Origin of the sequence: Vibrio sp. Isolate30, from assembly GCF_022397975.1 — a bacterium.
Lineage (GTDB): Bacteria > Pseudomonadota > Gammaproteobacteria > Enterobacterales > Vibrionaceae > Vibrio > Vibrio fortis.
In genome coordinates, this window is sequence record NZ_JAKEUS010000001.1 from 310,030 (window position 1) to 322,400 (window position 12,371).

A 12,371-nucleotide genomic window follows, 5' to 3' on the forward strand; every position below is an offset into this window, starting at 1 on the left:
TCAGCCATAACTGACGGTGGTTAGATCGATTTAATGCGTTAAGTCAATAAGTTGCTAATTGAAGTGTAGTAGCTCAATATTGAGAATATGTTCAGTAAAGTGACTTATCCCTTGTTATTGAGAAAGGAATATGTTCACAAAACAGTATCTTCTATAAACTTAAATCATACTTTTTTGCTAAGGAAGTGGCAGTCGTATGTGGGACAACATAGTTACATTGTCTGAGGATGGAAAAGAAGTGATTGCGCGGTTGCAATCAGGCTTTGTCGTGGACAGCACTTTTGACCAGAAAGAATTACCGGCATCACTGGCGAAATTGGAAGCCCAGCAATTCTATCCTTTAGAAGATGAAGTTATTCGCTTTGTTAACTTAGCAAAAGAGGGCAAAGGAGAAGCATACGAAGGCGTCGCTGTAGCGCAAATGCGTAATGCCAGTATGGTTGTAGAGTTGTCTGATGATGAGATGCTTGCCAGTATTACTGTCACCGGCGCTTATGCAGGGCGAGGGCTAAGAGGCGCAGAGATTGTACACGCGCTTGCTCAGGCTCACGTAACCAAAGGCATCAATAAACTCGCACTGAAAAAGGTGCTGGTGATGAGCAACAAACTTAAGGCGGGAGAGAAGTTTACCCAAGCGGTGGCGCAAGGCAAACAGCCAGTAAAAGGCAAAGATGCAAAGTTTGAAGCTCTCGTGCCTGACATTACCCACCAAGTTCTCAAACCGCGCAGTAAAGACTCTGGCAAAATTGATATGCGCGATCTGGGTGAAACCATCACCGTCGGTGAAAACGACCCCGTGATGAGGCGAACGCCAGCGACAAAAGGCACCGCTGGTTTCACTGTTCAAGGAAAACTCCTACCTCCACTTCCGGGAAAAGATAGTCTGCTAAAACCTGGAAAAGGAACGACTATCTCATCTGACGATCCAAATCTTCTTGTCGCCAACTGCTCTGGATTACCACTCATTAAAGAACGCACCATTGAGGTTGATGAGGCCTTGTGTCTAAACAGCGTGAGTGTGGCAACGGGTCACGTGAAGTTTAAAGGCAATGTGTTTGTCTCTGGCAATATCGATCCTGGCATGGTGGTTAAGGCAACAGGCAGCGTGACTGTCGGTGGCTTTATTGAATCTGCCGAGGTGCAGGCTCAAGGGGACATCAAAGTTGCGAAAGGTATTATCGGCCATACCGTCAAAGAGGGTGAGTGCAAAAGTTGTAAAGTGCTGACTAAGGGTTCAATTGAAGCGAGCTATGCTCAGTATTCGGAGCTGCAAGCGGGTACTGATATTCGACTGTCCGTTCATAGCATGAGTAACGAGATACGTTGTGGTCATGATTTGATTGTCGTCGATGGTATGAAAAAGCATGGTACCTTGAGCGGCGGTGAAGCCAAAGTTGGAGGTAAGGTCGAATGTGTGTTCCTCGGCGTTGAGGGCGATACAGCAACCAAGGTTCACTGCTTTGCCCGTTATGATGGCTATAAGCAGAAAATGACGGAACTGAGGGACGTGTATAAGACCGCACAAGAGAAAACAATGGATGTAATTCGACAAGAATTGGAGTTCAAAAAGAGACCCAAGGCGGAGCGTACTGACGAAGAAGCTCAGCGCATAGAGTCGATGAAAGAGCAAAACAATCAAGCCATTGAGTCAACCAAACAACAAATAGATAACTTGGAAGCTGAGTTTGATACCTTACTTGAAGAGTGCACGGTAGAAGCGCATGAAAAGGTTTATACCCGCGTAACCATTCAGTATGGAGATGAGACAGTTACCACTAAGCGCACTCACGGCGGCAGCGTATTCTCGTTTAATCAATACGAGATTCAATGTTCCTTCAAAATGGAGAAAGAAGACATTGGGGAGCAGCTATAGCAATAGCACTCACTTCTTCTTACTAGAGCAAAACAAGAATAAAAAAAGGAGCCAATGGCTCCTTTTTGCGTTCTATTAAGAGAGTCTATTTAGCTGACTGCTCTTACTTTACCTTGCTTCAGATCCGACAGTACTTTGGCTTTCGGTCCGTCAGCGATGATGCAGCCTTTCTCCATTACAATCACGCGGTCTACTACATCTAACATCGACGTTTTATGCGTGATTAGGATAAGTGTTTCACTTGGCAACAGCTGATTAAGCTGGTGCTTGATGTGCATCTCTGAGCGGTTATCCATAGCACTGGTTGGTTCATCCATTAACAGTACTGGAGGACGACCTAAGAAAGCACGAGCGATAGCTACGGCTTGACGTTGACCACCTGAAAGTAATCCGCCGCCTTCACCCACTTGACGCTCTAAGCCCGCAGGGTCTTGCTGAGTAAAGTTTGTCACACCTGCTCGGTTGGCAGCATCCATGACATCACGGTCGTCTACCAATGGACGACCCAGTGTAATATTGTCACGAACTGAGCCATAGAACAGGTTACTGTCTTGCGGCACGCAGCCTATATTGCGACGTACGTCGACGTGGTGTAGTTGCTCCATATCGGTATCATCAATGCGTACATGGCCTTCTGTCGGCTTATACAGGCCCATAATGAGACGTTCTAGCGTTGTCTTCCCTGAACCAATACGACCGATGATTGCGACCTTCTCTCCTGGGGTAATGGTCAGGCTGAGATCACGCACCGAAGCGATAGGTGAGTCAGGGTAGTGGAAGGTCACTTTATCTAGAGCGATATGACCCTGAATGATAGGACGATGGATATAACGCTTACCTTCTTCTTGTTCATCAGGCATAGCCATGACTTGCTCAATCAACGTCATTGAAGACTTAGCTTGGTTGTAGCGAGTCGATAAGATAGACAGTTGAACTAATGGACCAATCGCTCGTCCGCTCAACATCGTTGCTGCAATCAAACCACCCATAGTGAGATCGCCTTCGGCAATCAAGTAAACACCAAAGATGATCATACCCACGTTGGTACTTTGCTGAACAAAACCAGCGGTGTTTTGAATGCTGTCTGTAATTCTTCGGCTCTTAATATTCCAGTTTGCCATGTGTGCAACGGCTTCTTCCCAACGGAACTGGAATTGGCTTTGCGCGCTGAAGAGTTTAACCGTTTCTAAACCCGCTAAGCTTTCGATAAGGTTCGCGTACTTTTGGGAAGCGAGGCGAGAGCCTTCTTCAATGGTACGGCGCAGCGGCCCCTGAATGATGATGGCGTAGATGACCAAAATCACTACACCAACAATTGGTACGTAAACCAGATCGCCGGCCATTAGCCAAATCAGCGTTAGGAACAGAATTGCGAAAGGGAGATCAATCAATGAGCCAATCGTAGCGGAAGTGAAGAACTCACGAATCGATTCGAATTCCTGCAAGTTCTTTGCGAAAGCACCGACGGAAGCGGGTTTAGCTTCCATACGAATCCCCAAAACTTTGCTAAATAGCTTGGATGAGATCAGGATGTCGGACTTTTTACCTGCAATGTCGATGAAGTAGCTGCGCATTAACTTAAGTAGGAGGTCGAACGTGAACACCACAAAGATACCACTCGCCAGTACCCAAAGCGTCTCAAAGGCGAGGTTGGGAACCACCTTGTCGTACACCAAGCGCGTAAACATCGGCGCGGCAATCGCAAATAGGTTTATCAGAATTGAGGCGATTAATACATCACGATAGATCTTTTTGGACTCCCAGATCGTGCCCCAGAACCAGTGGCCGTGACGTGTTTTTAGAATCTCAGGCGAGCGCTCATCGTAACGAAACTGCTTTTTAACTAAGAAGTAGCGGCCAATGAATTGTGCTTTCAACTCTTCCAAAGGAATGAGAATCGGCACCATGCCACTTTCAGCGGTGATGATTTCCGCTTCTTGTTTCTGAAAATCAATTCGGTTGAGAACGCACGCTTCACCCTGCTTGAGAAGCAGTACCGCTGGCAGAATCAGCTCTGGAATACTCTCAAGGTTTGCGCGGTTCTCCTTAGCAACTAGCCCCGCACGCTCAGCAGAGCGAGGAAACAAGAAAGGAGTAAGTTTGCCATCTGCAAGAGGCAGCCCATTAATGAGCGCCTCTGGAGAGTTTGCTAGACCGTAGTATCGGCTGACGTATATCAGCGAATTCAGTAATGGATCTTGCATTAAATACCCACCTTACTACTTATCAACGATGAAGCCTTGGAATACTTCAACGTAGTTATCTGACAATGTATCAAGCTGTGTTTGAGTCTCGATACGTGAGGCGATGGTAGTGATACCCAAGTTGTGGGCCGTTCTGGAGATCGACGTTAGGGTGAATTTCTGTTTTTCATCGTCCAAGTTGTGGGTGTAGAGGTAATCCAACTTAACGTAACCTGGACGGAACTCATTAATGTATTCCAGAGACTGGAAGTTACGACCGTAATTATCCACACCGAATACTGCGTTTGTATTGCGTATTGCAGTGCACAGCAGTGCCGTGTAGTGCGGTTCATTAACAAAACAGTTCTCAGGGATCTCAAAATGCAGCATGTGGCTGATAGACGCATTCTTGCTAAGCGTCTCACCAACCCAACGGATGAAGCTTGGCTCAGAGATGCTGCTTGCTGAGATGTTGATAGCCACAGGCGTGGTGATCTCTTTGGCATGTAGCTTCTCAATCATCTTCTCGATTACGTACTGATCGAGCTCATGGCTGGCACCGAGTTGCTCAAGCGCAAACAGGTATTGAGCAGCGCTGTAGCGAACTCCATCCTTTTCAATTGCTGAGAACACCTCTTGGTGGAAGGTTTTACCAAAGCTGTTATTGGCAGCTTGCAGACGGAAGGTGAAGAGATCGTTGATGATCGCTTCTTCAACCAGTGTACGCCACTGTTGTTTGCCCATCACTGCGCCGTGATCATCAGCAGTTATGTAGCCGTAGGTCATCTCACGGTTTGCTTTTGCTACTGAGAGTGCATTATCCACCAGCGACATGATCTCTGTGCTGGTCTTGCTTTGGCTACTGTGAGTTACACCGAGTGAGATATTCGCGCGAGCGGTTCCCGTTGGATCTGAGCCCAATCCTTGAACACAGTTAACGATGCTGTCAGCAATGAGTTTAAGTTCGCTTTCATCAATATTTGGCAAGATAAAGCCGAACTCATCTTTTGAAATACGCGCCATGGTGAGATCTGGTGATGAGATAGAGGCTTGTAGGTGCTCTGCTAAGTCGTGGACTAACGCGTCGCCTTCTTGGTAGCCCTTATCATCGTATTCGTCGGCAATAAATTGAGCCTGAAGAACCGCTAAGCCACCGACACTGGATTCGGCCAACCATTGATTAAGCTGAGACATGTAGTAAGCGCGGTTACCGAGTTGCGATACAGGATCGATATAAGCGCGCTCACGTAGACGTTGTGCTTCTTGCGCTTGGTTTTTGAAAGCCTGTTCAACCTGAGTAGACATATGGTTAATGCCATCGACAACCAGGATCAGATCTTTGGTTTTTGGTCGCGCGAGGGGTTCACCAAACTGGTTTTTCGCGATCTGGTTCATTTTAGCGATGATCAAGTCCAGTGGTTTCAAGGAGCGTTTTACGATCCATGAAATCGCCAATAAGCCAATTACAAAGATGAGAGCAAAGACGGTGGCTAAGCGAGTAAAGGATTGCCAAAGCTGTGCGTATGCCGGGCCAGGATGGCTAACAATTTCCACTTCGGCTAACTGCATCCAACCACTGGTGATAACACGACGGTCATGAATTGGTTCAAACAGATCGAGTGAAGTAAACCAGCTTGGTACAGCGCTCGGTTTTACCGGATACGAACGTAGAATATCGTCGCCACTATCAAGGAAGATAAGTCTCACGACGGAGTAGGAGCTGCCATCAAACAATGCATTGATGACTGACTCAACCGCGATCGGGTCTTTGTCCTCAAGGTAAGGAGCTAGCGCTAAACCAACGGTATTGATGGTGTTGCTTACCTCAGAGCGTTGTTGTGCCTCTAGGTGGCCTCGAGTGGTATTAAATTCGATCATAAATACTGATGTCATCAGCAATATAAAGACCGCTACCATCCCGACTACAAGCTGTTTATATAAAGTCATTGTACCTACTCATCGTAATTGATAATGGGTTTGTTTAATTTTAGAGAGCGCTCGCGCGAACGAAGATCGTTCCACAAGCTCAATCTGGATGATTTACCTGCAAGCTGTCCGTTTCCTGCTGAAGACTTCATTAGCCATAGGTTTTTACCGTTAAAGCTGTATACCGGTAGTAAGTCTCGGCGTGTTGACGCTCGCTTAATTTCTGGATTTAGGTTATCCAAAATGACTGGTTCTGCACTGGGTGTGGAGTAGTAGGCCAGCACCATGTGGAACTGGTTGAGCTCCAACGCTTTTACGTAGACCAGTCTCAGTTTTTTGTCAGGGACACCAAGCTCCAGTAGCGAGAAGTATTTGGCGATGGTGAAGTCTTCACAATCACCTGCATTACTGCCCAGAAACTCGAGCGGTGTGGCCCAGTAATCTTTCTTGCCCCACAAAACAATATCGTCGACAAAGTAGAGCTGGTTGAAGAATCGATTGACCGATTCCAGTTTTTCAGTCTCACTTTGTGTGCTAAACAGCGCGATGTTCGAGCGCCAAGTCTCGACTCGTTTAGCGGCTCGTTGCCCATAGGTTTCAGAGACCGCACTTACCCAGCGTTGCTCAGTTGTGTTCAAAGCAAATGAAGCACAAGACGATATCAGAGCGAGTAACGCAATCGCGGAACGAAGCTTCATTAGTAAACTGCCTTGTTACTGTGGCAGTCATCTGCGTTAAAAGGGGTAAACATCACACCCCCTTACTCTTTCAATGCATTGTTTTGAGCGCTAAGTATCGGCTTCAACATGTAATCTAGAACGGTTCTTTTGCCAGTAATAATGTCAACTGACGCCGTCATACCCGGAATAATCGGCAGCTCTTCATTGTGTCCAAAGCTGTACTTTTCGGTGCGCACACGCACGATGTAAAAGCTATTACCCTCTTCATCTTGAGTGGTGTCGGCACTGATGTGTTCCAGCACGCCTTCTAGGCCTCCGTACTTAGTGAAGTCATAAGCGCTGAACTTAACAATGGCGGGTAACTCTGGACGTAAAAAGGCGATGTCTTGTGGGGCGATCTTAGCCTCCACAAGCAGTGAATCTTCAGTTGGAACAATTTCGACAATATCCATACCTGGTTGGATAACACCGCCAACGGTATTGATACCTAAGGTTTTGACGGTACCTGTGACAGGGGAGATAACTACCGTTCGATTGACTCGGTCTTCCAAGCCAACAGCGGATTCGGTAAGAGCAGAGAGCTTATCTTGCGCTTGGTTTAGCTTCTCTTGCTGTTCAGAGCGGAATTTCAGTGCTGCGTCGACGCGGCTGAGCATGGACTCTTTGATGGCCGAGCGCAGTACAGGTATTTTTAGTTCGCTAGAGGTTAGCTCACGACGCGTATCGTTCACTTGGCGCTGCAGTTTAAGCAGCTCAATACGTGGCACCACACCCTCGTCAGCGAGCGGCTTGGTGATATCTAACTCTTTGCGAGCAAAGTTGTAGCTTTGACGTAGGTTGTCGACACGGGCTCTAACCTCGACTAAATCTTGTTGCTTCTGCGCGACTTGTTGTTCAAACACAGACAGTTGGTTACGTAGATTGTTAAGGTCTTGGCGGTATTCTGCTTTTTGACGTTGAATCAAGTCCGGTTGACGTTCAATAAACTGTGGTGGGAAGGCCAATTTTCCGTAGTTGAGGGTGACACTCTGTTTCCAGTTATCGACAGAGAAGTTTTCATCAATCACCACACTGGTGAGAGAGGCAGAAAGCATCAATACGCTTGCCGTAAGGTTAGCCACCTGCTGTTCGCGTTCACGGAAGTCAGAACGAAAACGCGTATCATCGATTAGGAGCAGTTGTTGACCTTTTTGTACCTGTTGACCCTCTTTTACTAAGATCTCTTTAACTAAGCCACCTTCGAGGTTTTGGACAACTTGAATTTGAGAGGAGGGAATGACTTTACCTTGGCCGACAGTTACTTTGTCAATCTCTGCCCAAGCTGCCCATCCGATCGCAGCAACAAAGAATAGAACGATAACCCACAACATTATCCGCGCGCTGGTTGGCGTGTTGAGTAACAGTGCCGCTGTTTTATCATCGACATACTCAAGTTCGGTATCGTTCAGCTTGTTGTAACTTTGTTGGCTCATAACAATCCTTGTCTGCGAAATTTAGTGCAAGCCTATTGAGTGTATTCTTACTTCTAAGAAATGTTAAGATCTTGTTCCCATAAAGCGTTGTATTTATAAATATTTAATCAACTATCGATTTTTGAAATCTGTTTTATCCAATTGGTGCTTACGCAGCTTGTCATAAAGTGTTTTACGAGAGACTTGCAGTTCTTGTTGAACCTCTTTGAGCATGCCTTGGTGACGGTGCAACGCTTCTATCAAAATGATCTGTTCAAAGTTGTCCGTTCGTTCACTTAATGAGAGCTGCTTGATTTGTGTGTCGGACGTCTCTTCGTCTTCACCATTCTGACCTTGTTCCGAATCTTCTGGCTGCTTTGCTTGTGTGAGAACTCTAAGCTCGGCCTCTTGGCGCAATTGACGCAAGTTCTCAGGCCACGGCTTGGCGATCAGCCTCTCTATGTCTTGTTTGGTGATGATCGGTGGCGGCAACTGATATCGACTCGCTGCACCTCGCGCAAAATGCTTAAACAGCGAACCGATGTCTTCGGGTCTTTTGGCGAGTGGCAACAGCTCAAATTGACGAAACTCCCCCTTAATTGTAGCGGGTACAACCGTAGATGCGATAATGATACCAGTTGCATTTGAATTGCACTCGTTTTCATGAAGCAGCGTTGATTTTACTTGCTTGAACCACTCCCATTGCTGAGACATTAATACTTCTGTTTCATGGATATAGAGAGTTCCTCCACGATGCTTTACACAGAGTTGCTTGAGAAACTCGCAAAAGGTCTCTTGATCCGATTTAGGCAGGTTGAACGCTGCGATAGGGTAGAGTTCTCCTCTTTGTTGGCTGTGCAAATCGTGGGTGTACTGCGCTGTAATGCGCTTGCCCGTTCCAATGTCCCCTTTGAAAATGATCATCGGGTCTTTGGTTATATCGAGTGTGATTAAATCACGTCTCAGCGCGACCATAGAAGGCGACTGACCAATCAGCTTAGGACCGACATGGGTCTGCATCGCTAACTCTTTACGCAGGAGGTTGTTCTCTTCAACCAGAGCCAATTTATCTGCAGCCTTGTGAATCGCAGCCATCAGAGCATCAACAACAAACGGCTTTTCAAGAAAGTCACATGCGCCCACTTTCATTGCGGTAACGGCGGTTTGGACATCACCATGTCCTGTTAGAACAATCACTTGAAAATTTGGATTGTGCTTTAAAAGCTGCTCAGTAAATTGAATGCCATCCATCACTGGCATATGTATATCGGTGATGACGACTCCCACCTGGGTCAACGGGATTTGTTTTAACGCCTCTACAGCGTTGGGGAAGCAGCGAACCTCAATGCCTTCAATGAGCATTGCTTGTTCTACGGAATCTCGAATCGCAGGTTCGTCGTCAATAAAATAGAGTGCAGGCATGGTTGTCAAAGCGACATTCCTTGTTATCAGTCATTATCATCAGCACTCTTAATCAGTGCTTGAGGTGTTATTGCATGCGTTGTGCAAGGGAATTCTTAGTGAGAATACCATGCCACAAGGCTCGCGCCGCGTTGCTGTGATGGTGCCGTGATACGCTTCAATAATCCGCTTTGAAATCGATAGACCAAGCCCTAGCCCCTCTGGTTTAGTGGTGAAGAAGGGGTCAAACAGTTGCGATAACTTTGACTCGGGTAAGCCGACACCATTGTCCCAAATATCAAGAACGCAAACTTGAGATTCGAGCCTCCACTCAAGGCCTATCTGAGGGCTAGGTTGCTGATGCAGAGCTTGGGCGGCGTTGTGAATCAAATTCACTAACACTTGCTCTAACTCGGTTGGGTGGATCGCGATCTGGATATCGTCACTGATCGAGGTCATTCTCAGTGTAATCCCGTGTTTGATCAGTAGTGCACTCAAGATCCCAGTGGCATTGTTGACCGCTTGATGAAGGTTGGCGGTGTGGTTCTCTTGTTTGGTCACTTTACGGGTAAAGACTTTTAAACGCGCGATGATGTCGGTGATGGATAAATTGAGCGCGAGCATTTTTTCCAAATTGCCTTTCACCATATCATTGTGTCCTATTTCAAGGAGCTTGAGACTGTTTTCGCTGTAAGTTCTTAAGGCGGCTAGCGGCTGATTTATCTCGTGGTTGATACTCGCGGAGAGTTCACCCAATACGGCGAGCTTGGCGGTTTGTGTCAGCTCTTGCTCGGTCTGTTTGAGTTTGCTTTGAGACTCTTGGTATTGATGTATGGTCTGCTGTAGCTGCTGATTTGATTGCTGAAGGTAGAGGGTACGCTTGTTGACCGTCTCTTCGAGCTTATGGTTGAGCGTGGTGAGCGCAACTTTAGCCTTGTAGGTTTGACGCCATGACCAAGCGATCAACAATACGAGGCTGTATATCACCAAGAATATCACGTCGATTTGCATGACTTTTTTCATCTCAGTGTCGCGGCCTTTTAGAGCAACAACTTGATATTGCTGGCTACTGGTTGCTGCGGGGTAGATGTTGAATGCGCCCATTTGACTCATTTTTTGAGACGGTAATGCGGTATTGGCTTGCGGTAGATTGAGAAAGTCGTCAATCAAGGTGATTTTATCTAGCCCATATTGACGCTGTTCGGCAATCTGTTGTTGCTGAGTGGGAGTCAACGGTTGCAGCGAGTGGTAGAGCCATTGTGGCTGGCTTGAGAGAAATACGACCTGGTTGTTGTCGAGCACCACAATGTCGAAGCCATCGCTGGTTAGTATCTCTTCAATGTTTTCTAGACTGACTTTTACCGTCAACACGCCAACAATCTCTTGTTTCACGTATAAGGGAGAAGAGAGAAAGTAGCCGCGAACGTTCGATCTCGCACCAAGCCCTACGTATTGAGAGCTGAGACCGTTGATCGCTTGCGTGAAGTAGGGGCGAAACGCAAAGTTTTCACCAACAAAGGTCTTCGGGTCTTGATAGTTACTCGATGCGACAACGGTGCCGCTATCATCGTGGATATAAATAGTGTCGGCCAAGCTTTGGCTCGCCCAGTCTTCTAGCAATAGGTTGAGTTGCTGTGCGGAAGTTTGCTCTGAAAAATACCCGAGTATGCGAGGGTCGTGACTCAAAATCGCAGGCACTTGTTTGAACTTGGCGATCTCAGAGTCGAGCTGAAGATTGGCTTTGTTCGCTGCCTCTTGCAGTTGTTCTCGAACCAGTCGCTGCTGATACTGCTCGGCCAACAAATGTGTGGCAGCAAAGCCCGCAGCGCCGAGTGACAGTGAAGCGATAACAAAAGGGGTGAAAAAACGGGATATTTTGTTGGCCAAGGTGAACTCAGAGCTGGTTGAAAGTGTATATAGATTAGCAACATGGCTACCAAAGTACCGAGATCTTGGTAACACCGAACCCAATAGCCAACACAATCAGGGAGCATGGGCTTGAATTTCCCCAAGCGAAAGCGCAGAATCACAAAAAAATGAAAAGGAGCAACGAAATGGAACTGAAAGATATTCGCCGTGAATATGCTCAGGGTGGATTAAGACGCAAAGATTTAGCGGCTGATCCAATTGACCAATTTAACCTTTGGCTTGAGCAGGCTATCGAAGCCAAACTTACCGACCCAACTGCGATGACGGTTGCTACGGTCGATAAGGACGGCCAACCTTTTCAGCGTATTGTGTTGCTTAAGAATGTCGATCAACAAGGTTTCGTTTTCTACACTAACTTAGGCAGCCGTAAAGCGCAGCAGTTAGAGCACAACAGTAAGATCAGCCTACACTTCCCTTGGCACCCACTTGAGCGCCAAGTACACATTACTGGTACCGCAGAGAAGCTGAGTGCTGTCGAGAACATGAAGTACTTCTCTTCTCGTCCAAAAGAGAGTCAACTGGCGGCAATCGCAAGTAAGCAGAGCAGCCGTATTTCGGCGCGTGGCATCTTGGAAGGTAAATACCTGGAGCTGAAACAGAAATTTGCTAAGGGTGAAATTCCAGTGCCAAGTTTCTGGGGTGGCTTCCGTGTTCGAGTTGACAGCATTGAGTTCTGGCAAGGCGGTGAGCACCGTCTGCACGATCGTTTCCTGTTCTCTCGCCAAGATAACCGCTGGGACATCGACCGACTTGCGCCATAGTTAAGCTCATCGAACAGAGTTTATTAAAACTAAATACATAAACACCGCGCTGTAACCTTAAAGGTTAGCGCGGTGTTTTTTATGGCTTTTGAGAGGAGACAGTAGAAAGAGAACAACCAATATTCATCAAGCGTTGTGAGTCATATTGGGTGCATGTTGAACATCAT

The 12,371-nt window shown here is 46.9% G+C and carries 8 protein-coding genes; 2 read left to right on the forward strand and 6 right to left on the reverse strand.

All coding sequences use genetic code 11. The features are described from left to right. The first annotated feature begins 196 nt into the window (after window positions 1-196). Entirely contained in the window at window positions 197-1,873 is a 1,677-nt protein-coding gene (locus L1D60_RS01440; RefSeq protein ID WP_239839397.1) for a FapA family protein, read from the forward strand. Window positions 1,874-1,962: 89 nt separating this feature from the next. Here L1D60_RS01440 and L1D60_RS01445 read toward each other — a convergent pair whose 3' ends face one another. The 6 genes from L1D60_RS01445 to L1D60_RS01470 all read right to left on the reverse strand — a co-directional run bounded on the left by L1D60_RS01445 (window position 1,963) and on the right by L1D60_RS01470 (window position 11,401). Continuing rightward, window positions 1,963-4,077 carry a type I secretion system permease/ATPase gene (locus L1D60_RS01445; RefSeq protein ID WP_239839398.1) on the reverse strand — a complete coding sequence of 705 codons (2,115 nt, stop codon included), beginning with the start codon at window positions 4,075-4,077 and terminating at the stop codon, window positions 1,963-1,965. A gap of 15 nt (window positions 4,078-4,092) precedes the next feature. After that, window positions 4,093-6,003 (reverse strand): EAL domain-containing protein, encoded by a 1,911-nt coding sequence (locus tag L1D60_RS01450; RefSeq protein WP_239839399.1) that lies wholly within the window; start codon window positions 6,001-6,003, stop codon window positions 4,093-4,095. 5 nt (window positions 6,004-6,008) lie between these two features. Continuing rightward, window positions 6,009-6,680, reverse strand: a complete 672-nt coding sequence (locus L1D60_RS01455; protein ID WP_239839400.1) for a transglutaminase-like cysteine peptidase — start codon at window positions 6,678-6,680, stop codon at window positions 6,009-6,011. Between the two features lie 62 nt (window positions 6,681-6,742). Beyond that, on the reverse strand, window positions 6,743-8,134 hold the full coding sequence (locus L1D60_RS01460; protein WP_239839401.1) for an HlyD family type I secretion periplasmic adaptor subunit: 1,392 nt from the start codon (window positions 8,132-8,134) through the stop codon (window positions 6,743-6,745). Window positions 8,135-8,245: 111 nt separating this feature from the next. Continuing rightward, on the reverse strand, window positions 8,246-9,535 hold the full coding sequence (locus L1D60_RS01465; protein ID WP_239840426.1) for a response regulator: 1,290 nt from the start codon (window positions 9,533-9,535) through the stop codon (window positions 8,246-8,248). A 48-nt stretch (window positions 9,536-9,583) separates the two neighbouring features. Next, window positions 9,584-11,401, reverse strand: a complete 1,818-nt coding sequence (locus tag L1D60_RS01470; RefSeq protein ID WP_239839402.1) for an ATP-binding protein — start codon at window positions 11,399-11,401, stop codon at window positions 9,584-9,586. A gap of 167 nt (window positions 11,402-11,568) precedes the next feature. On the opposite strand from L1D60_RS01470, the gene pdxH reads away from it, so the two are divergent. After that, window positions 11,569-12,204, forward strand: coding sequence for a pyridoxamine 5'-phosphate oxidase (gene pdxH, locus L1D60_RS01475; protein ID WP_032553753.1), 636 nt, complete (start codon window positions 11,569-11,571; stop codon window positions 12,202-12,204). The last annotated feature ends 167 nt before the right edge of the window (window positions 12,205-12,371 follow it).